Source organism: Ruminococcus sp. AM42-11 (genome assembly GCF_003480145.1).
GTDB lineage: Bacteria > Bacillota > Clostridia > Lachnospirales > Lachnospiraceae > Blautia_A > Blautia_A faecis.
In genome coordinates, this window is the sequence record NZ_QUIO01000019.1 from 1 (window position 1) to 24,183 (window position 24,183).

Consider the following 24,183-nt stretch of genomic DNA (forward strand, 5'->3'; position numbering starts at 1 on the left):
TCACCCTTCAGCTTGCTGCCTCAGTCTCAGGAACAATGGTAAACTCGCTTCCCTCAAGCGCCACATATGCATTCTCCGGCTCAACCTGGTTTTCTGCCTGTGCACACTTTAATTCCTTTACTTCACTCTGAAGCAAACTCTTATCAAAAGTCACATTCTCCTGGGTGGTATAGCTTCTGGTCTCCATGAACCCTTTTACCCATTCATATGGCTTCTGCTGCTTCAAAAGATCCAGAACTTCTCCATCAGACACATAGCGGTAATTGATCTGGTTTCCGCTGATTGCCTGCGGCTCCTGGTTCCTCGCGGTAATCTCAATGGAATAATCCTCTACATTGCTTGCAATCAGCTGCTCTGTCTCGTAGGCAGTCTTATTGGAACAGTTGATTCCGTTAATATAGGTTCCTTCAAAGAATCTGTCTGCATAATAGTAACTCACTGCTCCATAAGCGCATCCTGCTGTCACCGCAAGAATAGCTGCCACAATTCCCGTAACTTTAAGTCCCTTATGCTTCTTTCTGGGAACAGGGATGATCTTCTCATCCAGTTCCTCATCAGTAATAGGAACATAGGAAATCTTCGTCGGACGGGCAGATCTGGCTGCCGGCTTCGGAGACGGTCTGGCAGATTTCTTAGAAGTCTGCTTCTCAGGCTGGTTAGGTGCTGCCGCACCGGCAGAATCTTTTCTTCGGTGCTTTCTGCCTTTATTTGAATAGGGCGGAATAATTTCCACCTGAAGCTCTTTTTCAGATGTTTCCGGTTCATCTGCAGATTCAGCGTCCTCTGAATCTTCTTCCTCTGAATTCTCTTCTTCAGATTCTGTCTCTTCCTCGTCCCAGAAGTCCTCTTCTTCCGTGCTCAGCTCTGCCTCATCCTGGTCGTACTCTTCTTCCTCTGGATACTCCTCTTCAGAATCCTGCTCAGCCAGTTCTTCTGCATCGGAATCGTCTTCCCCCTCCCAGGAATCAAAATCGCTCTCCTGGTCATCTTCATCATAAAAGTCTGCGCCGTGGAATTCCTCGTCCAGATCTGCTTCAAGACCTGCCATAGCCGAATCTATTTTATCTTCAAAGTCTCCCGGGCTTCCCTGAGTATGCTTGTTGTCCTTACTCATGTATAAAACTCTCCTCTGATAAAAACACTGTTTGAACAAGGCTTCTCCATCTAATGGCGAAACCTTGTTTCATTATAACATATATTTTCCATTTTGTATCTTAAAATGTATATTTCCTTCAAAAGAATCCCTTTAATGTTAATTGCAATTCAAACTTCCACCCCAAGAGCTTATCCGTGAAAGTTAATTCTTCCGAAAGAATATGTGGAAGTTACCCTTTCAAACTGGAAACTCGGATTGCAATCGACCTTTTTTCAGCCTTAACAGTCTATACCAAATTCATTTTATTAAATCACGTTTACGGATTTGTAATCCTGGCTTTCACTGCAGACATAATTTTCTCTTCATATCCTTCATCACATAGAAGTAAAGTACAATAAGAAGGACTGTTGCTACAATCCATGCAAATGGACTGGCCATGCATGCCATTGTATAACTTCTGGCATCTGCTGCAACAACTGCCATCACCCCTCTTCCAATAAGCTCTGCCACGCCTGAGAGCATAGGAAGAAGCCCATATCCCATTCCCTGAAAGCCATTACGGTAACAATTGACCACATAAAGGGGAATCATAAACATTCCAACACAGCGAAGATATGTATCCACCATAGGGATCACCGCCTCTGCATTATCAGAGATAAACAGATAAGAAAAGCTTTTTCCCACAAAAAACAGGACAAATCCTACAACAACAGCATATGCACAGCCGATCACATCTGCACACCGGAACCCCTGACGCACACGGTCCAGCTTACGCGCGCCAACATTCTGTGCACTATATGTAGACATTGTAGTTCCTATAGCTACAAATGCCTGGGTAAAGATATTATCAATTTTAGAGCCTGCTGTAAAGGCCGCAACTGCATAAGAGCCAAGTATATTCAAAGAACTCTGTACCATCATGCCTCCAATGGCTGTAATGGAATACTGCAGTCCCATGGAATTCCCACACTGATCTGTTTTACGGCAATATCACGGTTAAAATACCAGTCTTCTTTTTTCATCTTTAGTTCCGGCACGGCCTTCCACATATAAATCAGGCAAAGAACTCCTGACACTCCCTGTGAAATAACGGTAGCCCAGGCAGCTCCCGGCGCTCCCCAGTGAAAAAAGATAATAAATACAAGGTCAAGTACAATATTCAGTCCTGCCGCCAGAATCAAAAAGTAAAGAGGCGTTTTGCTGTTTCCCAGTGCCCTTAAGATACTGGACACCAGATTATACAATACCTGGGTAAAAATTCCGGCACAGATGATCATAATATAACCATATGCACCATCAAAAATATCTTCAGGTGTATGCATGAATACAAGAAGCCTGTGCATTCCCAACATGCTTACTGCAGTCATAACAACTGCGATCACAGCAGAAAGAATTGCTGCATTACCAACCGTCTTACGCATCTCATCCATTCTTCCTGCTCCGAACTTCTGAGAGGTAAGAACTGTAACTCCTGTTGTAACCCCCATCAGGAATCCAATAATAAGGAACGTAATGGTTCCAGTAGCGCCTACCGCTGCCAGCCCCTTGGTTCCAACAAACTTTCCAACAATAACTGCATCTGCCATACTGTACAGCTGTTGAAAAACATTTCCCAGAAATACAGGAATAGTAAAATTCAACAGCATTTTCATGGGCTTTCCCACAGTCATATCTGTCTGCATATTCAGTTTTCCTCCATAAGAAAAAATATCGTTTGAGAGGGATTATAGGCGATATTTTTTCTACTTTCAAGCCCCTTTTTTTATTATTTTGCAACTATTCAGCAGGTGCTGTTCCCCGAGGTGTTTATTTGTGAACGCAGTCCATAGGATTGTATTATTTTAAGCGCTTGACAAAAACCATTTTCTGCCATACTATAAGAACCACATAACGAAATGTTAACGTGTGAAAGACATCTGTCTTTTTCGCGCTTACGTTTATATCTGCTGCCAGACTATGAACGGGAACCACGAGCAAACGGCAGCACTACTATTTTTAAGAAGGGAGTTCCCCATGGGAGAAAAAGTTATAAACGCAGCCCTGCTTGGGCTTGGAACAGTTGGAACCGGTGTTTACAAGGTTCTGAAGAACCAGGAAGAAGAAATGACAGCCAAAATCGGCTGCAAGGTTAAAATACGCAAAATACTTGTCCGCAACCTGGAAAAGGCAGCTGGCAAGGTAGATGATCCGGCTGTCCTTACCAATAGCTGGGAGGATATTAAAGCAGATCCTTCCATTGACATTATAATCGAACTGATCGGCGGAATCGAACCTGCCAGAACCTATATTCTGGATGCTCTTCACGCAGGCAAGCACGTAGTAACAGCAAACAAAGATCTGATTGCCGTCCACGGAAAAGAACTTATGGACACAGCCAGAGCTTCCCATGTGGATTTTCTCTTTGAAGCAGCTGTAGCAGGCGGAATCCCTATTATCCGTCCTTTGAAGCAGTGCCTGGCAGGCAACCACATGAGCGAGGTTATGGGTATTGTAAACGGTACTACCAACTTCATCCTCACAAAAATGTCCCAGGAGAATATGGAATTTAAAGATGCACTGGCACTTGCCACAGAGCTTGGCTATGCAGAAGCGGATCCTACTGCGGATATTGATGGACTTGATGCAGGACGCAAGGTGGCTATTCTCGCCAGCGTTGCTTTTAATTCCAGAGTGGTATTTGATGATGTTTATATCGAAGGAATCACAAAAATTTCCGCCAAGGACATCCGCTATGCAAAAGAGATGGGCTGTGCCATCAAGCTTCTTGGTGTTGCCCGCAATACTGAGTCCGGTGTAGAAGCTTACGTCTGCCCGATGCTGATTCCAAATGATCATCCTCTTGCAACCGTTAATGATTCCTATAATGCGGTCTTTGTCCATGGAGATGCTGTAGAGGATGCCATGTTCTTCGGACGGGGTGCAGGCGAGCTTCCTACTGCAAGTGCTGTAGTTGGAGATATTTTTGATATTGTGCGCAATATGGAAGCAGGCTGCTGCGGCCGTATCGGATGTACCTGCTATAAACAGCTTCCTGTGAAAAAAATGGAAGATACCTACAACCGTTACTTCCTTCGCCTTCATGTAGAAGACCGCTGCGGTGTACTTGCTGAAATGACAGAGGTTTTCGCCAAATATCACGTAAGCATTGCCCAGATCATCCAGAAGGACAGCCAGAACCAGGACGACCATCTTGCAGAGGTTGTTGTGATCACTTCCAAGGTTCGTGAGGGTGACTTCAAGACAGCGGTACAGGAGCTTTCCAATAAGTCTTCGGTAAAGCGTATTTCAAAGACTATCCGAGTTTATAGGAAGTAATTAGAAAAATCAAAATTATATTGTACATATGTTTATCTTAAGCATACAGTCAAAGGCACGATTCGTTCGTGCCTTTTTTATGTAATAAGCTGTTATATAAAAAGCCTGCCAAGGCAGAATTCTTCCTCATCAGAACTCCCATAGTAAATACTGCTAAAAATAGTTTCCAGAAATAAAAAAAATTGTGATTGAAAAATCCCAGATTTTTGATACTATATATAAGGAACAACAAAAGGGAAATTTTATCATATAAAGGAGCACATTATGAGCAAAAAACCAACGGTTTTAATGATTCTTGACGGATATGGCCTGAATGAAAGACATGACGCAAACGCTGTATACGAAGCGAACACACCTGTCATGGACAAGCTGATGGCTGAATATCCTTTTGTAAAAGGTAATGCAAGCGGACTGGCTGTAGGTCTTCCGGACGGTCAGATGGGTAACTCCGAGGTTGGTCATATGAATATGGGTGCAGGCCGTATCGTATACCAGGAGCTTACCAGAATCACCAAAGAGATTCAGGACGGAGACTTCTTCAAAAATGAAGCACTTCTTGCAGCTATGAAGAATGCCAAAGAAAATGATTCCGCGATCCACTTCATGGGTCTTCTTTCTGATGGTGGTGTTCACAGCCACATTACTCACCTTTTTGGTCTTCTTGAAATGGCTAAGAAAGAGGGACTTAATAAAGTTTATGTACACTGCTTCCTGGACGGCCGTGACACCCCTCCGGCTTCCGGAAAAGGATATATCCAGCAGCTCCAGGCGAAGATGGATGAGCTTGGCGTAGGTGAGATTGGTGTTGTTTCCGGACGTTATTACGCAATGGACCGTGACAACCGCTGGGATCGTGTTGAGCTTGCTTACAACGCACTTACCAAGGGCGAGGGTGTTAAGGGAACCGACGCAGCTGAGGCTGTACAGGCATCCTATGACGACGGCAAGACAGACGAATTCGTTCTTCCAACAGTCATTGAGAAAGATGGCAAACCAGTTGCCGTTGTTTCTGATAAAGATTCTGTTGTATTTTTCAACTTCCGTCCTGACCGTGCACGTGAGATCACAAGAGCATTCTGCGATGACGAATTTACAGGTTTCGCAAGAGAGAAACGCCTTGACCTCACATATGTATGCTTCACAGATTACGATGACACCATCGGAAATAAGCTGGTTGCATTCCACAAGGTTCAGCTTCACAACACATTCGGCGAGTACTTGGCAGCTCACAACATGACTCAGGCACGTATCGCCGAGACTGAGAAATATGCTCACGTAACCTTCTTCTTCAACGGTGGCGTTGAGGAGCCAAACAAGGGCGAGGACAGAATCCTTGTGAAGTCCCCGAAGGTTCCGACTTATGACCTGCAGCCAGAGATGAGCGCTCCGGAAGTATGCGAGAAGCTTGTTGCAGCAATCAAATCCGAGAAATATGATGTGATCATCATCAACTTCGCCAACCCGGATATGGTTGGTCATACAGGTGTTGAAGCTGCTGCTATCAAAGCTGTTGAAGCTGTTGATGAGTGCGTAGGAAAAGCTGTAGAGGCTCTGAAGGAGGTTGACGGACAGATGTTCATCTGTGCTGACCACGGTAACGCAGAGCAGCTTGTAGACTATGAGACAGGCGAGCCATATACTGCTCATACCACCAATCCGGTACCGTTCATTCTGGTTAATGCAGACCCGAAATATACTCTTCGTGAGAACGGCTGCCTGGCAGACATCATCCCGACTCTGATCCAGCTTATGGGCATGGAGCAGCCAGCTGAGATGACTGGTAAATCACTTCTGGTGGAGAAATAATCCGCTTATACAGCTCTGTTGCTTTAAAGGGTGCTGACTTAAATGCCAGCGCCTTTTTTATTATGTCCTTTTTTATTATGGCACAAAAAGAACAGCTCTGACAGATTTTCCATCCATCACAGCTGTTCTATTATTCCTGATACCTATTGTCGCCAGCTCTTTCTGAATTATTGTTTCCCTTATACAACAACACGATCTAAATCGTACTTCCACTGTTTACTACTTCTTATATAAAAACTACTTCTCACTGAGCTCCTTCAAAAGCTTCTGAAGATGGCGGATATAATGAAACCCTGCACACAGAGTTACCGAAATAATAACAGACAACAGTGCAGCCATGACCACATATACCACAGCGCCAGATTTCGCCCCTGCTACCATACAGTAAAACAGACACGAAGACAATGCAGCTGCAAATACAGTGGAACCTGCTATTTTTAATCCTTTTCGCATATCTTAGTCCTCCCAGATAGGGTGACTATAATCACCCTGTTATGTTTTTCATTTTAAACCCATAATAGAGATATGGCAAGAACAAAATGGACAGGAATTTGAGTGATGATAAAATACGACAGATTCTGGGAGACATTGAAAAAACGCCATATTTCACAGTACTATCTCATTAATGAGTGTGGAATCGAAAAAAGGTTATTGCGCAGACTTCGGGACAATGAAAATGTAGAAATCTTTTCATTAGACCGAATATGCACTGTTCTTAACTGTGATCTGGATGATATAGTAGAATACGTACCCAATAACCCTGATATCATTGAGGATGCGAAAACAGCTCAAAAAGAGGCAGCCGCATCACATCCTGTTCACACTCCATCGAAATAACTGGTGCTTCAGACTCCCACAGTATAAACCATACATAAACTATACGTGTCTCAGCTCTGATAAACACGTTTTTTTGAAAAAGAATAAAAATACTTACATTTTTATTTTTTTGCACGGATGCCTAATTCTTTGTTTCGGCTGAGTGGAGAGAGTCTGGAATTATTTTTAGAGCATTTTGTTCTTTTTTCATATTGTTTTTTAATTAATCCAGGGTATTAATTTTTCCATAAAGAACCCTGCTGCATAAAAAACACCGCCAGGTGACTTTCGCATTTTATCTGCGAATTTTCATCTGACGGTATTTTTATCTTAAAAATTATTTATTCAACCTCTTCCGGCTCCATACTCAGCTTATGCTCCACTTCTGTACCAATATCATACTTCTGTCTGTATTCCTTAAAATAAGTGTAATATTCCAGACTGTCTGTAGGATAAATTCTGGAGTTGTGAATGTGGATATCGGTTGTCTCTTCCCCACTTTTCATAAGTGCTGTCATGGCACTTGCACAGTGGGAAGCAATACGTCCAAAGCTGTTCAGAATATCGCTGAACACAGTTCCCTCTTCCAGTCCGCATTTGCCCTGGCTGAGGCGCTCTGCATGGCGCATCTTCAGTTCATCACAAAGTCTGGTGATTACCACGCCAAGTGGTGCAACACGCTGTGCGGCTTCTCTGTCATCGTTCATAAATGCATTGCAGGTCACATTGATTTCCTCACGGACTGCATCCATAACTACATTCAGCTCATCCCATGCTGTCTGAGAGAAATTAGTGTGGTTATCATGCATTTCATTGGACATATGTGCGATGTAGGAAGCGTGATCGCCAATTCTCTCAAAGTCATTGATAGTGTGCAGATAAAGGGAGGTCTGGCGCGTCTGGGCGGTGTTCATCTCACGTTTGGTGAGCTGAATCAGATACTCTCCAAGACGGCTCTCATATTTGTCGATCAGGTCTTCCTTACGCTGTACCTTGTCATATTTATCCTGCTGATAATCATTCAGAAGGTTCATAGCTCTGTTTACATTCTTACGAAGCTTCTTGGCCATACCATTCATAGCACGATGACACTGTCCGATTGCAAGTGCAGGATAATTTAACAGACGCTCTTCCAGAAGATCGAAGTCTGCCTCGTCCTCCAGCTCCTCTGCGCTGTCCTTAACCAGATAGCAAACCAGTTTCTCCAGCTTGGAAATAAACGGGAAAAGCACCACAACGGTAGCCACACGGAAAATGGTGTTCAAAAATGCGATGGATACCGGAGTCATGATCATATCCAAAAATCCAAAATGAATGAACGCATTCAAGGTATAGAATACAATGGACCACAGGATCAGACCGAATAAGTCATTCAGCAAATATACAAGAGCTGTTCTCTTACCGTTCTTATTCGCTCCAACTGCAGAGATCAGTACCGGACATGCAGCACCAACACCGATACCAAGAACAATTGGAAATGCACTTGCAAAGGTGAGGATTCCGGTTACGGAAAGAGCCTGCAGCACACCAACTGTTGCAGATGCACTCTGAAGCACTGCGGTAAATGCAATACCTACCAGAATACCTGCAATTGGGTTGGAAAACATTGTCAGCATATCAATAAATACAGGACTTTCACGAAGAGGAGAAACTGCTCCACTCATCATCTGCATACCATTCATCAGAATAGCAAAGCCCAGCATAATGTTTCCAATATTTCGGTATACAGATCTCTTACAGACCATACGAAGCATGATACCGATTACAGCAACTACTGCTGAAATAGTGGCTGTAGAAAGAATACTTGCAATTCCACCGGAGCCCTGGATATAAGACAGACACAGAATCCATCCTGTAATACTGGTTCCGATATTTGCGCCCATGATAATACCAATTGCCTGTTTCAGCTTCATCATACCGGAGTTTACAAAACCGATTACCATAACGGTAGTGGCGGATGATGACTGGATTACACTGGTAACACCTGTTCCAAGTGCTACTCCCTTCAGCGGGGTATTGGTCATTTTGTAAAGGAATGCTTCCAGCTTATTACCAGCAACGGATTTCAGTCCGTCTCCCATCAGCGACATTCCAAAAAGGAAAAATGATACTCCGCACAGCAAAGATAAAACCATTGAAAAAATTGCCATGTTCTAATCCTCTGTTGTCGTTTCCCTCTGCCAATTCTGCAGAGGCGACCTTTCTTTTCAAAGTATTTTCTTTTGTTAACGTGGATTTTTCTCAATTTTTACATATCCTTAATCATTATGCCATAATCATAGGCTGATTACAATATTTGATTAATTTCAAATTGTAATTTTTTGCGGTTCAAAATTTCCATTTTTCTGTATAATCTGACGAAATATATGGTAATTTTTATTTCTATTCAGCTTACTGACGATAAGTAGATACCATTATGCAAGAATCTTACACACAACCGGCATCTCTCTTATCAGTGACATCACTATATATGAAATTCCCATCTTCTGATTACCATGTAATTTAAGCGTTTAATTGCTTTTTATCTGGATTAATATGTCTGATCTGCCAGATAATGCATTTAATTGATACTGGAACTGCAACAAGACAGGCAATAGCACCAAATAGCATAATCGCAACATCCTGAAAGAGGAATCTGGAATTGAGAATGATTTCCAGACTATATTTTTGTGTCTGCACATAGGAAAACAATAAAATACTCCCTCCAAGATATGCAAAAAGCAACGTGTTTACTGTTGTGCCTATAATTTCTTTTCCCACCTGATACCCTGTTGAAGTAAGTTCTTTCTCTACCAGACTGTTTTTATGAGTCCAGACTTCATACACAGATGACGTCACAGACAGTGCAGTATCAATGACAGCTCCCAGAGTGCTGAAAACACTTACAAAAACAGCCACATGAAGCATATTAATACTGATATCTGTGTTGTAATAGTACATAAAATCCTCTTCTGAAATCTGAAGTTCATTTAAGCCATAACTTCCTGTTCTCCACGTAATAGCAAAAATCGGAATAAACAGAATCAGCATTACAAACAGTGTAGCCAGAAAGGCAGCTCGCGTTTTGACATTATTTCCATTCTGATAAAACAGAGAATTATAACAGACACCTGCTCCTGCCGCCAGTATCAGAAGCAGTGCGGGAAAACCAGCTGACATCAATATAACCGAAAAAAACAGAATAATAATATTACCTGCCAGTGCCATGATTGAAACAGCTCCACGTTCTCCTCCAATTGTAATCATCAAAAAAAGCAGCACTAATGTAAGAAAAAGAATCATTATTTTCCACTCCTTTTCAGTGATGGTATTTTCATAATAATCGAAGCAATTAAAACAGATACTGGTATTGCCAACACTATTCCAATACTTTCTATCAGAAAGCGACAGATATCATATGGAATGTGATATCTTACAGCGTTATAAATCTGATCTCATTATTCATTTTAAGAATAAACATTGGAATCATGCCACTTACAAGAACAAATAGCAGTACATTTATCATGGTTCCCATAATATCATATCCGATTTCCCTTCCCGAATGTATCAGCTTTCTTATAGAAACTGATGGATTTTTGCGAACAATTTCACCAGTTGCTGCACTTATAGTGACTGTTACATCCATAATCGCTCCAAGCCCTGTCAGCATAATATCTGTCCAGAATATGTCGGCTGAATTACTCATGCTTCCAAGGTATTCCAGATTAGAATAATCTAAATCTCCATACCTGTGAATAGAAAAATCAAACAGCATCATAATCAGGAAAAGAACACATAAAGTCGAAAGAACAGCAGCCCATGTTTTCCTGTGAATTCCATTCAGACAGATCAATGTAGTCAACGAAAAAAGAAGTGCAATTACATTACATATTCTCAGAATATTCTTTCCATCTCCCAAAAGTTGAAATCCGTACGCAAAAATCAATGTATTCAGTATCACTGATACGATCGTATAACCCCCCTGTTTTCTCGTAATATAGATCAGAAGAATAATCAGACCACCCACCAGTACGACCAGATAGATGTCACGTTTTACAGAACGTATAGTTTTTCCAGGTCTGTCTTTTGACCCATTCAGAAGTACCGTATCTCCTTTATGGTATTTCTGCGTCTGAACCTGTGAAGAAGTGTATTCGTTAGAAAGTGTAATTTCTTTACCTTTATATGCACCGTTCAATATCCGGGCTGTAATTTTCTGAGTATAATAGTGTTCTTCTGCACCTCTGGTTCCTTCTCTGCTCATGGTTTCCATTTCTGATACAGAACATATTTTTGCCAGAGGAGTGTGATAGAATCTGGCATTAAACAGGTAAATATAACACAGATAATATAAATGCCAGCTAAAAGATATTTTTTATGAGATAGACAAAATTTCATTGAATTTATTTTCTCCTTCCAGATTAATATTTCTGCCAATATCGCATTGTACGCTTTTATTCGATGTTGGTCAATGTAAATTGCAGATTATTTGCAAATATTGTTGGCATTTTGATACTGTTCACTGTTAACGTTCCGCGAGGTGTTTTTTGTGAACAAAGTTCACAGAAAACCCGAGAGTTGCAGCGCGAAATCATGCAAAGCATGATTTCTGTGCATCGCGAAGCGCGTTACTGTGAACGGAGTGAACAGTAACGGCATTTTTTTCTGTCCCGCGCCAGCATCTATAATACAAATAGTTTGCATTTACACAAAATTATTTTCTATTTCCGGAGTTAATAAATGATAGATAAAAGGCCCCAAAGCTCTGTTTCAAACATTCTGATGGAGCAAAATATATACCTTATAAATAGTTTTCTTGAATCAAGCTATCTCTGTTTAATAAGCAGGATAAACATATTCCTCTTCTGACGGCTCTGCGTCTTCTATATCAGTGACAGTAATTTCCATCCCTTTATGTTTGTCATAGTGATATGTACCTGTTACATTTATCCATGCATCCTGCGTCAAATCAGAAGGCAGGTACCATATTGGTAACCTCAATCTTATCCCCTCCAACCTTTGTTGCAAAATCATACATAGGATAAAAGCTTGCCATAACATTTAGTTTTTTTCCAGAAGAAGTATCCTCAGTTTCTGCTGCATATGCCAGATTAAAAGAACCAATGCCAAGTGCTATTGTAGCTGCAAGTGCTGTTCTAGTTAATAATTTTTTTCTCATAATAAAATCCTTTCTGCACAAACCTGATGTGCCTGAAAATAAAATTTCAAAAGCATATTATCTCATCCGCTTAAAATAAGCGCAAACCATTTGCGTTTATTAAAATAACGCATAGAATACCGGCCGTCAATAATATTTGCAAATTATTTGCATTTCTGGAGCATAATTGACTTAGGCGAAATAAAAAGATACAATAGAAAAAAGCACATATGAAAGGAATAAAGAAAATGGCTGAGCGAAAACCCTATACTACAAAAACAAGACAGATTATTCTGGAGTATTTGAAGTCCCAGAAGGCTGTCACTGTCAGTGTGGCTGATATTGAAAAATATTTAAAAACTGAAGGAATTAAGGTAAATACAACAACTGTATACCGATATCTTGACAAGCTTTGCGCCGAGCATATTGTAATCAAATATCCGGATCTGAACAGTGATAAAGCTGTGTTTCAGTTTGCAGGAGAAGAAAAAAAATGCACAGAACACCTACATCTGAAATGCATCAGATGTGGCAAGGTTGTGCATCTTGACTGTGACTTTATGGATGAATTTAAAGAGCATTTGTATAAAGATCATGGCTTCCGGCTGCATTGCAGCGGAGATATGCTTCATGGCATCTGTCAGGACTGTGAAAACAAAAAAATTTCTTCTCCACAGAGCTGACTGTCTTTTAGTAAACAACAGTTTCCCCGTCTTCCAGCATATCATAGTTAGAAACACCGTACGCTGTTAATTGGCCACGCATCGTAAAGCGTGTAACTGATGCATGAGCAACATTATCCATATGTGTCAGATAAAGCTTCGCCTCTGGTGCTGTCAGCGAAACATTCCATACATCCTCAGCACTCATAATCAGACGGCCATTTTCCTTTGTTTCAGCAGCACAACACGAGATGGAAAACCTGTCAATTTCTCTGGTCTGCCAGACAGTTTTTCCACTGAGGATCGCTGCCTTTTCTTCTATTGTCATCTTTTCAACCAATTTTTACTGTTTCATAATTGTTTTCCATCCCACTTTCATCCTTATTCAGCATTCTTTCTTTTCTTATATCCTCTAATTACCAGTACTTCCATTCCTGCCATGAAAAGGGCTATTACAGTGTCGATACCAATTCCTGCTTTTTTCCAGTTTTCCATACCTGTTTCTTCGTGTTCTCCATCATAAGCCCAACTGCTTACAACTGTATACATGACATTTTTGCAGGCATTTCTCATCTGAAGTACAGATGTTGGATGCTCTGGATTGGCTACATTGTTCTCTTCTCCATTGAATGTAGACAACATTACATCTACTCCATTCGCCAAAGCTGCATCTGCATTCATAAATCCATGACCATTGTTTCGGAAGAAGTCTGTAAGCGCCATTCCCCTGAATCCCCATTCATCTCTGAGAACTGTATTCATAAGGTTACTGCATTCTCCAGTCCATTTATCTCCAAGGAAACTCCAGGAAACCATAACCGCATTTGCTCCACCTTGTTTTACAGAAATCTCGAATGGTTTCAGATAAATTTCCCGGATTGCCTGCTCATTCGACCAGACACTTACCATTTTGGCATTACCTTCATACATAGCAAAATGTTTAATGTAAGAATAAACTCCGTATTTTCTTGCTCCTTCTACTGCTTTTGCTCCCATATTTCCTGAAAGAATTCCATCTTCTGAGAAATATTCATAGTTTCTTGCACCAAATGCGGTTCTATGAGTATTCATTCCTGGTGCATACCAGCCCTCTGCACCCATTTCCTGACTGATCTTGCCCATGCATTCACCCCAGGTTTGTGCAAGTTCCTTATTCCATGTGGAAGCAATCACAACTTCAATCGGAAATCCAATAGAACCAACCCCTGTAAAGTTGTTATTAATTGCTGCCGGTCCATCGAAATCAAGTGTAGCCACTTTTCCCACAGAATCCATGGCTGCTGTCTGATAACCAGCCATTGCAATCATATTTGCCATTTCATCAACAGCAAGCTGATCCAGAAGTTTTTCCCAACGAGGGTCGTCATAATCAGCATCTCGCATATCCTCTAATGTAAGTCCGTTATCTGCTCCCGTTGTCGGCATTACATCCTCATCATTAAGATATGTAGTCTTATCAAAATTACTGTTCAGATGATATTCAGAAGCATATGGCTCACCCAGCTCTGCAGATGCCGGTTCTGCTGTAGCCTCTTTATAATTTGCAAAATGATCTGCACGTGACAGATATGTCACATCGCCTTTTGCATCTTCAAATACATTTGTTGCTGCAGTATCATCTGATACTCTTTTATTTTCTTCCTCATATACTACATCAGTATCTGCAGTATAAGTTTTCTGATCCAGCACAGTGTGTGAATCGCTGTTGATAGAGATCACATAATCGCCTTTTTCAAGAACATACGCTTTTGCATTATTCTCATCATAAGAGGCCATATCTTCTATACTGAATGTAACTGTAACGGTCTGAGATTCTCCCGGCTGAAGCAGATCTGTTTTTGCAAACTCGATCAGATTTGCAGAAGATTTCTCAATTCCTCCATTTGTATATGGCGGTTTATAATACACTTCTACTACATCTTTTCCGGCAACATCTCCGGAGTTGGTTACTTCTACATCTACAGAAATCTGTCCGTCTTTTTCCTCCAGTTCACCCATTTTCTGTTCAAATTCTGTGTAACTCAGACCATATCCAAATGGATACTGTACAGTCTTGTCGTAATCAATCGCACCTTCCTGTGCAGCTGTTTCATAGTACTTGTATCCTACATAAATGCCTTCCACATAATTGGTAAATGCCGGAGCATACACCTGCGCAGTTCCTGCGTTCATTCCTTCAACAGCCATATCTGCCAGATTTGTATACTCTGTTTTTTCTGCATTATTCCACCACGGAGCAGTCGTCATATCATAAATAAATGTATCCGGTGTTTTTCCGGAAGGATTGACTTCACCTGAAAATACTTTACCAAGTGCATTAAATCCCACATTTCCCGTTCCTGGGCACCATACAACAGATTTAATCTGAGGATATTCATCTGCGAAACCAAGTTCAAACTGATTTGCTCCATTATAAATTACAATGACATTATCAAAGTTTGAGCAAACCATATCCACCATATCTCTCTCAGTTTGTGAAAGCTGTAAATAATGCTCTCCCTCTGGAAAATCATCATATTCATCAGAATTATTATCATATGCTGCTTTTCTTACATCCATAGGAATATCATTATGACCTTCACCTGCTTTTCTGGAAAGAACCACAACTGCCACATCAGAATACTCTTTCGCACTTTTAATAAGCTCATCACTGTAAGTATCTACAGGTGGCTCCGGTAATGTCCAGCTCTGTTTCTGGATAGACATTTCCGGATCATCTGCACCATAATTGTTATAAAAATCAACCAGTTTCTGGTTAATAGAAAATCCGGCATTTTCAAGTCCCTGATTCAGACTGACAATATCATACAGATCATTAATTCCACCGGAACCAGCTCCTCCGTAAGCCGGATTAATAGATTCCCAGCCAAAAATATTCAGTTTTTTTGTTTCATTTAAAGGAAGCAAGCTTTCATTCTTCAGAAGAACAATTCCGTATTCCATAATTTCTTCTGCCACTTCCGCAGCTTCTTCATTTGTTTCATCGCTTAAAGTTCCATTTCCCGTTGCAAGTCCAATCAATGTAGCCATTGGTCCAAAACAGATCATATTCACGCAGACAACAACAGCAAGAACCATTGCGATCACAGCTTCTCCTCTTATCAGAAATCTTTTGTCCCTGGACATCCTGCGGCATGCAACCATAATTACGATTCCAATTACAAGTGCAGCAATAATACCGATAATATATGGTTTGCATAATTGTAATACCGCCAAAACATCTTCCATTTCAACACTGATCATTCTCTTTTTCCTCCTTTAACTCCCTCGTCTTTTTCAGGTATCCTTTTCTTCTTGTTTCATATAATCTAATATAACATCTCCAAGATACGCTACATCCTCAGCTGCAAATGCCATTGGAAAATTATCAGAGAAAAGAATTTGTGCAGAAGGTGGAAATTCCTCATCACCTGACCATAAAATAAAACATAATTTTAATTCACGAAAAACTTCAAATTCGTAGGATACATCTCCATACTTTTGGCGTATCCCTGCCAATTTTTCCATTAATCTTTCAAAAACATCTTGTCTATTTCCATATGTTTTCGCGAGCCTCATAATACAACGCCCATAAAACTGCCTATAATAAACCTCTCCCCAAGGAAGATCACGATAGGACAAAAAATTCCCCGTAGCTTTCATATAATCTCCCTCCGAAAAATATCGTAACATCAAGATTTTTGCATGAATATCATTACACAAAATCGCATCTTTATCTGATTTATCTATGCAATGAATTTCGAACTCTGGATAACTGATCGTGTATGTGTTCTGCATAAACTTTATTATAAATGACTTGCTATTATCATCAAATGGTATATCCAGCCGACTTGTAACACCCTCTGGATTTACATTCTGAAACTCCGCAAGGTAGTATTCATATGGTTTCATTTCCAGATTATGTTTTTCATAGTAATCCTGTAACATTCTAAATCTCCTTATTCTGTTAAATAGAAAGTAGGAATTCTGTTAAGTTTTCAATAGCATCTGGTTTTTCTGACAGTTCTTTCCCCATCAGCCCCTCTCCCATAATGCCAGGATCCGCACTAAGAGATACAGCGACTCGATTTGAATTCCATACAGCTTCATACATCATTTCCTGATTCTCTTTTGTTACTTTATTGAGAACGTAATAAAATGGTTTTCGAATACTTTCCGATAATTCCCCGATTTTTTTGGAAAGCTGTAGGGATTCATAGGATGGATCTATGATTATCAATATCAAATCTACACCGTTATCAATTCCACGTCCAAAGTGTTCAATACCAGCCTCCATATCCATTAGCGCAAATTGGTCTTCTGTAAGCCTGAGATTTTGGATAAATTGAGTCATAACAGTTCCCATAGCACAAGAACACCCTTCATTTGCTTGATGAATTTTTCCACTGGTCATCAGTTTTACACCGTCCTTCAGACTATAATAATCTTCCGGTATATCATCTATAGTCCAGGTTTTCTCAAAAAACTGATGAGTAAATTTTGATAATATCATATCATTTAAAACATTTTGCTTACCACCGAAATAGTCTGTAAAATCTCTGGGAAGCTTCATACCTAGCTGTCGGTGTAGACCATAATTAGATTCATCGGAATCAATTACCAAAATTTCTTTTCCTCGTCTGGCTAAAGCCTTAGCCAACAGACTGGTTACTGTACTTTTTCCACATCCACCTTTTCCACAAACTGCTATTTTCATCTCTATATTTACTCCTCTTCTTTTTTCTAAATAATAAGAATTACATATGACCATACTTCAAACTGTCTTACTCCACTTCCTCCAGTTCTGTTCCTTCTGAAAGAATATATCCGCAGTTATCGCATACTCCGTCCTCTGCTAGTATCCCGTCTTTCACAAAGGCTTCAATGCCTCCCTGTTCATGACAGCGTGGACAATCTAATTCCTGTATCTTTTTCTGATTTCTTACATCCTGGCAAGTGGAAAATTCAATTTTACCCATAGTGATTCCTCCATTTTCATTCCATATCAATTTGTCTTCGCAAAAAAGTTCCTACCATACGGGAAAAATTACTGATATTACGAATATAGGCAAAGTCTTTTCCATAAATTCTCTTTTCCACAGAGAGCTCTTCTTCATTCCCTACAAAAATACCAATTACGAAAATTCCCTGATTTCTGGCCCGACGCACCTCATATGCAGTATCTTTCACAGCTCCTTCTCCGTCATAGATCCTGGGCTGGCGGGTTCCTGGTCGTTGTATGCTCATATCACAGGGTTTTCCATCACTTAATACGATTAAAATCTTATTTTTTTCCGGTCGCTCCATGAGAGAGGAAGAGACTGTTTTCAGTGCAAGCCCGTCTCTGTTATTGGCATATGCCCGAAATTGAAAGATTCTTTCATTTGTTTCCCTTGGATCTTCATAATCCCGAAATCTCTGAAGTACTGTATATCCCCAGAAAGCACAGTATCCTGTCACCCGATGAGGAATTCCTGCCTGGCTTAATGCTTCACTGATAATATATCCCTGCGCCGCTACCTGAGCCTGTCTGCCAGCCTGGGAACCACTGGAATCAATCAGGACGTCTATTACAAACTCAGAATCTTCTGATCTCTTTTTTCTATTAAATAACTTGTCATCGTCTGTTCTTCCAATTTTCCATAACCTCTCAGGAACAAGCTGCCCTGCATCAGATCTGCTGACAAAATCATCCTTTCGGATTATAAACGCCCGTTTCAGTGACTCTGCCAACACAGAAATATTTCTTTTGATGATCCAGTGATTATTTCCATAATAGGCTTTATTTTTTTCAAACTGCAGCTGAGAAAAACGGTATTGATTATTTTTTATCACAGGGTTCTGTAAAATTCCATCTGTAAGATACAGGATACAGTTTTTGTGGATTCCTGTACAAAATTTCCGGTTGACTCTGGCCTGCTCCGATTCACTTAGATACGATTTTCCGTAATTCAGTTCCACATATTCCCGTATCCGTCGCACTGCCTGTGGATTTAAATTCTCCGGGCTTTCCGGAACTTCTTCATTTTCCGGAGAGAAATAAAGTCTTTTTTTCTTTTTGTTTTTGATATCCAGACTCATCATCTTTTTTTTGAGATTAGAAAGATATTTTTGAATGATGTCTTCCATCTGTTCATCCGTCATGCATTCCTGCCACGCGTCATTGGCCAATGCCATATCCGGTAAATTAAGAATCTTCTCCAGATTTCCATTCCTTTTTTCAAAAGAAGGATCCAGAACATGATTATAAATCTCATCTATCACGTTTATGACATCTTCCGTATTTTCCGCATTCTTCAGAGATAGAATCTTGTACAATGCAATCTCTGCCTGTGGATCCATTCCCTTATCGTCTGTGTTCTCCAGAACATGCCTTATATACAGAAGCCTAATCCTGTGAATCAGGCCTGTTCCAGCTTTGTCTGATACCTGCTCTTCCTCGGCCTTTTCCAATTCTCTGAACGCCTGTTCTCTGATTTCCTTTGTTCCCAAACGTTCTCGAATGATAAAACGATTCACTGCAGCATCCATGCATAATCCAGCAAGAGGCAAAAGCATATCTTCTCCAGCAGAAAAATGTAATTTTTTCATCAAATACATGCCAAGTTTCTTCTGATCAAAATATCGTGCAAAAGCACCCTGTTTCACTGCCTCATACAGAACCGTTTGTTTTGAATAAACATATTTTTCTGTGTCCGGTTCAAATTCCGTATCATAATCACCACTGACTGTCCAAAAAAGATTTCTGATACGATTGCTGATCTCCAGATGATGTTCTTCCAGTTGTTCCGCCGGCCATCTGACATCCTCCATACAAGTTTACCCCCATATGTCTTTTCCGGTCCAGGAAGATGGGATTCTGGTAGAAACCACATCTTCTACGATCTCTTTTTCAAATACATCAAAACTTTTATTTATGATTCCCATCTGGATTGCATCAATTGGAGAAAGTCCGCTTCTTGTTGCTTTTACAGCAGAAACCAATCCTCTCAGGTCAAGAGATTTTGTTGAGATTTCTCCGTGATAAGCTTTGATCTGCAAATCCAGAAACAGTCCTGCAAAAGCTTTCAGTGCACTTTTTTCCCCATCTGGAAAATGTTGTCTTAATACAAAAAGGACACTATCCTCATCCATTTCAGGCATATCAATTACCATAAACCTTGAAACCAATGCTTCATTTAGCTCTCTGGTACCTGCGTAACCATAATTCATCGTGCCGATAAATCGTGTTGCCGGATGAAGTAAAATCCTGTTATATCCTGGAATATCGATTCTGCGCCGATGATCCAGTGTGGCATGCAGTACAGAAACCGCATCATTTTTTGCCATATTGATTTCGTCCAGGATTCCAAATCCTCCAAATTCCGCACATTGGTAGATGGGGCCTTTCCGAAGGCGAACCTCATTATTTATAAAGGTATCCGTTCCAATCAGATCGGCACTGTCTGTATTTACATGAAAAGAAATGTCGTATTCCGGTCTTCCGAATATCCATGCCAGTGTCTCACATAGTACATTTTTTCCTGTAGCTTTCGCACCGGAAAGTAACAGGTTATCTCCCTGAAGAAGCGCTGCTATTGACATTTCCAGAATCTTTTTCCCATAAAATAAGATATCCGGTTTTTCTACCCGTTCCTTTACCTGATCCTCTACCTCATAACGCATGTGAAAATCTCTCAATTCTCCAATCAGTTCCTGCGCTATCTTCTGATCTTCTAAATATTTTTCTATTTCTGTCCAATGATTTCTCATGAAGATTTTCCTTTCTTTGCAATTGGTTATATCAAATCAGATAATATTTCTGTTTACTCAATCTTCATACTTTCAATCCTCCAACTCACAATCCTAACTTCTTTACAATTTCTCCCAGTGCACTTCTTACAGGAGAATCTTTCGGAAGCCGTATGATCGGCTTTCCATCACAGTCATACTGATATACCTGGTCATCATGTGGTACAACCCCTAACAGTTCCAGTCCCTGATTTCGGATTTCTTCCAGAGTTCCGGCATCCAGTTTTCCATCTGGAACACGATTCACGATTAATCCGGTTTTCTGTGGTTTAAAGTTTAACTCCTTCATCAGCTTTGCAATACGTCCGGCTGCCTGAACACCTCTTCTGGAACAGTCACTTACAAGAATCGCAACTTCCATCATTGGCAGGATTCCTCTGCTGATATGTTCCATACCTGCTTCGTTATCAACCACAATATATGAATAATGGCTTTGCAGTTTCTGAATCTGGGTCTGCACAAGACCATTTACAAAACAATAGCAGCCCTGTCCCTGGGTTCGCCCCATTACCATCAAATCATAATCGTCTTCTTCTGCAATCGCATCAGAAAGACGCATTTCCAGATATGCCTGTTTTGTCATACCGGAGGGAATCTGATATCGTGGGTCTACGCCTGCCCGCTCAATTTCTTCTCTCAGCTCCCCAAGTGTGATCTCCGGCTCAACACCGAGCACTTCGTTCAAATTTGCATTTGCATCTGCATCCACCGCCAGGACCGGACGTTTTCCGCTTTCACATAAATACTGGATCAACAATCCACAAAGAGTTGTTTTTCCTACGCCACCTTTTCCTGATACTGCAATTACATGTCCCATGTTTTTCCTCCTAAAATTCTGAACAATCTGTTGACTTTTTCTTTAAACCTCATTATAGTTGTTACTATATAAATTACAATAATCAGTCTGTGAGATTTGTATGGTTACTCAACACATCAGAAAAATTGTTGAGAAATTATATGATACTAACTAATACAGGAGTATATAATGTCAGAAAAAACGAGAAAACAAGATCGCCGTACCCGCTATACCAGGCAAACCATAAAAGATACGTTCTTAGAATTGTTAAAGCAGAAAAGTTTTACGAAAATTACAGTTACAGAGATCTGCAAAAATGCTGAAATCAACCGTGGCACTTTTTATCTTCATTACTACGATATCCATGATGTATTATCAGATATTTTTAATGATATGACTCAGGATATGTTAACAACGGTAGATCATTTATTCTGTCTAAATCAAAAAAGCTGTTCCTATCCGTTCTGTCAGAAAATACAGATGGAATCACAATACAGAGCACTGTTTCTGGATGATGCAATTGCCCCTATTCTTCTGGAAAAAATAGCAGAAAATACAAAAGAAGGCTATGTGACCTGGCTTATGTCACACAGCCTCCTGACCTTTGAACAGGCAGAATCGGTTTTTTATTTTCAAATGAATGGCTGCCTTTCCATCAACAGACTGATGCTCCGCAATCACTGTAATGACTGGAAACAGATTCAGACAGTAATCGACAAATTTATCAAAGCCGGACTGGAAAGTTTTCTGATTTATGATCAGAGGGAAGAAAATGCTTCCGATAATTTTTGCAGCAAAATTTCTCCAACTGTTACCGCATCTTCTACACTCAGATAATGATCGGCATGATCCTGAAGAAATAGTTTTCCAGATACAGGAAATTCTTCATCTGCAAACCATATTTTTAAAGTAACTGAATATCTTGGAAAAACTGGAAAAACAGCACATAGATCCGCCTTTGTCTCTGTAAATTCTGCACCCAGACTTGTACATGCTTTCTGAATTTTCTCAGGATCTTTATCCTGCAAAAGTTTTTCCAGTTTCTGCTCTGCAGTCCGGTCAAACCTGGTTCCCCGAATTAATCCATCTTTCAGGTTACCAAAAGTAATGAGCTTCTGTGAACCTTCTGTTCCATCAGCCATATCCAGATAATGCAGCAATGTCAGATAATGCCATTCGTCCATGTCTGAGTTAATACGAAACTCAGGGAGTTGAATTTCAATCTTTTCGTAAAAGCTCTGTACTTCAAGCACATTTCGGCTGCTATGAAAAACAGCCCCACTTTTTGCAGCAAGATCCTCTCCGGAGCGATTTTGCAGCCGTTTTACTGCTGCCTGCAACATTTCCTGAAATGCACGATTTTCTGTTTGATTTTTGTATTCCATAAGTTCTCCTTTGTTGATATTTTATCGCATCATATAATAATCAATGTTTATGCAAGGATTTTGGTATTTTCATAAATCTAGCTTTATCCGGATTCTCTTTTATCCATTCCTGGACAAAATCCATTACCTCAGTCATAGTTTCATAATCTTTTCCACAAAAACAGCAACTTGGGCATGTTGGACATGGCCATCCCTTATTTTTGAATCTGCATGCGTCTAAATGTCGGTATGCTCTTAATAAATTTGCTTCATATTCTTCTTTAGACTGTGAAGCTTCCCTGTTTTCACGATAATAAAGGTGATACATTTTTTTAGTCATATGTTTTTTGATTCTGGTATATAAATTTCCTTTTAATTTGTCCACAATCAGCATATTATACAATCCTCCGTAAGTTTTATTACTATGTTGACTTTTCCTTTAAATTTCATTATAGTTGTAATTATATTATTTACAATCATCAAAATAAAAAATATGTACAATTTCTCAACACATTAAAAAGAACTGTTGAGAACTTGGGATGTTTTTGACAAACCAGAAATATTTTCGCCTCAAAAACGTGAAACCAAAATCATTATATCATACTACAAGGAGTTTCTTATCATGAAATACTCAACGAAATTAAGCGATACTGTCCATGTAATGGTTCTGATTGCTATCAACCAGGAAAACTCACTCTCCAGTGCCTCAATTGCAGAAAGTGTCCATACAAATCCCGGCTTTGTACGCCAGCTCATGTTAAAACTAAAAAAGGCCGAACTTATGACCAGTGTAGCCGGACATGCCCGTCCTTCTCTTTCAAAACCAGCAGACCAGATTACGTTGCTGGATATTTATAAAGCAGTGGAGGGCGAGAAACCGCTACTTCATTTAGATACTCATACCAACCCTGATTGTGGCGTTGGCATTAATATTCAGTTGTCCTTGCAGGGATTCTATAATGAAATTCAAAAAAACACTGAAGAAAAGATGAATACAATTACTTTACAGGATATCATAAATACTTATTATCAGCGAACATCCATGCAAAATGATTTACAAAATATTATATAGCAGGAGAAACGAGAATGGACTTCCAGATATGGATTATCTTCTAAATGATGAAGAATCTGATAACGATTTGGCGAGTAAAATTTTTATATTTTCTAATCCAGGGATTTTCTTGTTATCATGCCCGCCTCCGTGCGGGCATTTTTAAATTCAGCAGCGCACCACAGGCGGTCTTTCCTGTACAGAAAAAAAGAAGCGTTCCTACAGGCGCTTCTTCTTACCATATTAGGACTTCGATCAAAAGTTAGTAGGCCACAAAGTGGGCCATTTTTCAAAAAATTACATGAATTTATATAGAGTTTTATCCAAGTCGGAAATCCGCTAAATGCTCTAGCTATCAGCATCTAAAGGC

Annotated in this window: 23 protein-coding genes and 1 pseudogene; 6 read left to right on the forward strand and 18 right to left on the reverse strand. The window is 40.1% G+C overall.

The window, feature by feature from the left end; genetic code table 11:
* Nucleotides 1–7 precede the first annotated feature (7 nt).
* The 3 genes from DW904_RS12035 to DW904_RS25585 all read right to left on the reverse strand — a co-directional run bounded on the left by DW904_RS12035 (nucleotide 8) and on the right by DW904_RS25585 (nucleotide 2,778).
* Nucleotides 8–1,114: a hypothetical protein gene (locus DW904_RS12035; protein ID WP_118580898.1), complete on the reverse strand. Its 1,107-nt coding sequence runs from the start codon at nucleotides 1,112–1,114 to the stop codon at nucleotides 8–10.
* 321 nt (nucleotides 1,115–1,435) lie between these two features.
* Nucleotides 1,436–2,053 (reverse strand): MATE family efflux transporter, encoded by a 618-nt coding sequence (locus tag DW904_RS25580; RefSeq protein ID WP_347562133.1) that lies wholly within the window; start codon nucleotides 2,051–2,053, stop codon nucleotides 1,436–1,438.
* The gene (locus DW904_RS25585) at nucleotides 2,014–2,778 is read right to left on the reverse strand and encodes an MATE family efflux transporter (RefSeq protein ID WP_347562134.1); all 765 of its coding nucleotides are present in this window, start codon (nucleotides 2,776–2,778) and stop codon (nucleotides 2,014–2,016) included. The genes DW904_RS25580 and DW904_RS25585 overlap by 40 nt, the downstream gene beginning before the upstream one ends.
* Nucleotides 2,779–3,109: 331 nt before the next feature.
* On the opposite strand from DW904_RS25585, the gene DW904_RS12045 reads away from it, so the two are divergent.
* Complete coding sequence (locus DW904_RS12045) at nucleotides 3,110–4,411, forward strand: homoserine dehydrogenase (protein ID WP_118580901.1); 1,302 nt, start codon at nucleotides 3,110–3,112, stop codon at nucleotides 4,409–4,411.
* Nucleotides 4,412–4,675: 264 nt separating this feature from the next.
* The gene (gpmI, locus tag DW904_RS12050; protein WP_118580904.1) at nucleotides 4,676–6,217 is read left to right on the forward strand and encodes a 2,3-bisphosphoglycerate-independent phosphoglycerate mutase; all 1,542 of its coding nucleotides are present in this window, start codon (nucleotides 4,676–4,678) and stop codon (nucleotides 6,215–6,217) included.
* A gap of 237 nt (nucleotides 6,218–6,454) precedes the next feature.
* Here the strand turns inward: gpmI and DW904_RS12055 are convergent, their stop codons facing one another.
* The gene (locus DW904_RS12055; protein WP_118580907.1) at nucleotides 6,455–6,670 is read right to left on the reverse strand and encodes a hypothetical protein; all 216 of its coding nucleotides are present in this window, start codon (nucleotides 6,668–6,670) and stop codon (nucleotides 6,455–6,457) included.
* A 105-nt stretch (nucleotides 6,671–6,775) separates the two neighbouring features.
* Here DW904_RS12055 and DW904_RS12060 point away from each other — a divergent pair, with 105 nt between their 5' ends.
* Entirely contained in the window at nucleotides 6,776–7,054 is a 279-nt protein-coding gene (locus DW904_RS12060; RefSeq protein ID WP_118580910.1) for a helix-turn-helix transcriptional regulator, read from the forward strand.
* A 320-nt stretch (nucleotides 7,055–7,374) separates the two neighbouring features.
* On the opposite strand, the gene DW904_RS12065 is transcribed toward DW904_RS12060, so the two are convergent.
* The 4 genes and pseudogenes from DW904_RS12065 to DW904_RS23990 form a co-directional block, all read right to left on the reverse strand.
* The gene (locus DW904_RS12065; protein ID WP_118580913.1) at nucleotides 7,375–9,183 is read right to left on the reverse strand and encodes a Na/Pi cotransporter family protein; all 1,809 of its coding nucleotides are present in this window, start codon (nucleotides 9,181–9,183) and stop codon (nucleotides 7,375–7,377) included.
* A gap of 352 nt (nucleotides 9,184–9,535) precedes the next feature.
* Entirely contained in the window at nucleotides 9,536–10,315 is a 780-nt protein-coding gene (locus DW904_RS12070; protein WP_118580916.1) for a YibE/F family protein, read from the reverse strand.
* Between the two features lie 130 nt (nucleotides 10,316–10,445).
* Entirely contained in the window at nucleotides 10,446–11,276 is an 831-nt protein-coding gene (locus DW904_RS12075; protein ID WP_243110411.1) for a YibE/F family protein, read from the reverse strand.
* 711 nt (nucleotides 11,277–11,987) lie between these two features.
* A pseudogene (locus tag DW904_RS23990) lies at nucleotides 11,988–12,191 on the reverse strand (ABC transporter substrate-binding protein); the annotation flags it as partial.
* Nucleotides 12,192–12,418: 227 nt separating this feature from the next.
* On the opposite strand from DW904_RS23990, the gene DW904_RS12085 reads away from it, so the two are divergent.
* A complete protein-coding gene (locus tag DW904_RS12085; protein ID WP_118580919.1) occupies nucleotides 12,419–12,853 on the forward strand; it encodes a transcriptional repressor in 435 nt (144 codons plus the stop codon).
* A gap of 7 nt (nucleotides 12,854–12,860) precedes the next feature.
* Here DW904_RS12085 and DW904_RS12090 read toward each other — a convergent pair whose 3' ends face one another.
* The 8 genes from DW904_RS12090 to DW904_RS12125 all read right to left on the reverse strand — a co-directional run bounded on the left by DW904_RS12090 (nucleotide 12,861) and on the right by DW904_RS12125 (nucleotide 21,419).
* Nucleotides 12,861–13,160, reverse strand: coding sequence for a hypothetical protein (locus DW904_RS12090; protein WP_173715633.1), 300 nt, complete (start codon nucleotides 13,158–13,160; stop codon nucleotides 12,861–12,863).
* A 53-nt stretch (nucleotides 13,161–13,213) separates the two neighbouring features.
* Nucleotides 13,214–16,075 carry a glycoside hydrolase family 3 C-terminal domain-containing protein gene (locus DW904_RS12095; protein WP_118580922.1) on the reverse strand — a complete coding sequence of 954 codons (2,862 nt, stop codon included), beginning with the start codon at nucleotides 16,073–16,075 and terminating at the stop codon, nucleotides 13,214–13,216.
* 33 nt (nucleotides 16,076–16,108) lie between these two features.
* Nucleotides 16,109–16,759, reverse strand: a complete 651-nt coding sequence (locus DW904_RS12100; protein WP_118580925.1) for a DUF3786 domain-containing protein — start codon at nucleotides 16,757–16,759, stop codon at nucleotides 16,109–16,111.
* 19 nt (nucleotides 16,760–16,778) lie between these two features.
* On the reverse strand, nucleotides 16,779–17,528 hold the full coding sequence (locus DW904_RS12105) for a P-loop NTPase (protein WP_118580928.1): 750 nt from the start codon (nucleotides 17,526–17,528) through the stop codon (nucleotides 16,779–16,781).
* A 67-nt stretch (nucleotides 17,529–17,595) separates the two neighbouring features.
* A complete protein-coding gene (locus tag DW904_RS12110; RefSeq protein ID WP_118580931.1) occupies nucleotides 17,596–17,790 on the reverse strand; it encodes a hypothetical protein in 195 nt (64 codons plus the stop codon).
* A gap of 16 nt (nucleotides 17,791–17,806) precedes the next feature.
* Nucleotides 17,807–19,624: a nitric oxide reductase activation protein gene (locus DW904_RS12115; protein ID WP_118580934.1), complete on the reverse strand. Its 1,818-nt coding sequence runs from the start codon at nucleotides 19,622–19,624 to the stop codon at nucleotides 17,807–17,809.
* A gap of 6 nt (nucleotides 19,625–19,630) precedes the next feature.
* Nucleotides 19,631–20,563: a MoxR family ATPase gene (locus DW904_RS12120; protein WP_117801851.1), complete on the reverse strand. Its 933-nt coding sequence runs from the start codon at nucleotides 20,561–20,563 to the stop codon at nucleotides 19,631–19,633.
* 85 nt (nucleotides 20,564–20,648) lie between these two features.
* A complete protein-coding gene (locus tag DW904_RS12125; protein WP_118580937.1) occupies nucleotides 20,649–21,419 on the reverse strand; it encodes an AAA family ATPase in 771 nt (256 codons plus the stop codon).
* Between the two features lie 168 nt (nucleotides 21,420–21,587).
* On the opposite strand from DW904_RS12125, the gene DW904_RS12130 reads away from it, so the two are divergent.
* Nucleotides 21,588–22,235, forward strand: a complete 648-nt coding sequence (locus tag DW904_RS12130; protein ID WP_118580940.1) for a TetR/AcrR family transcriptional regulator — start codon at nucleotides 21,588–21,590, stop codon at nucleotides 22,233–22,235.
* Here the strand turns inward: DW904_RS12130 and DW904_RS12135 are convergent.
* A complete protein-coding gene (locus DW904_RS12135) occupies nucleotides 22,157–22,783 on the reverse strand; it encodes a DUF3786 domain-containing protein (protein WP_118580943.1) in 627 nt (208 codons plus the stop codon). The two genes, DW904_RS12130 and DW904_RS12135, sit on opposite strands and share 79 nt — an antisense overlap.
* Nucleotides 22,784–22,823: 40 nt before the next feature.
* Nucleotides 22,824–23,156, reverse strand: coding sequence for a nitrous oxide-stimulated promoter (locus tag DW904_RS12140; protein ID WP_118580946.1), 333 nt, complete (start codon nucleotides 23,154–23,156; stop codon nucleotides 22,824–22,826).
* A 228-nt stretch (nucleotides 23,157–23,384) separates the two neighbouring features.
* On the opposite strand from DW904_RS12140, the gene DW904_RS12145 reads away from it, so the two are divergent.
* A complete protein-coding gene (locus DW904_RS12145; protein WP_118580949.1) occupies nucleotides 23,385–23,834 on the forward strand; it encodes an Rrf2 family transcriptional regulator in 450 nt (149 codons plus the stop codon).
* The last annotated feature ends 349 nt before the right edge of the window (nucleotides 23,835–24,183 follow it).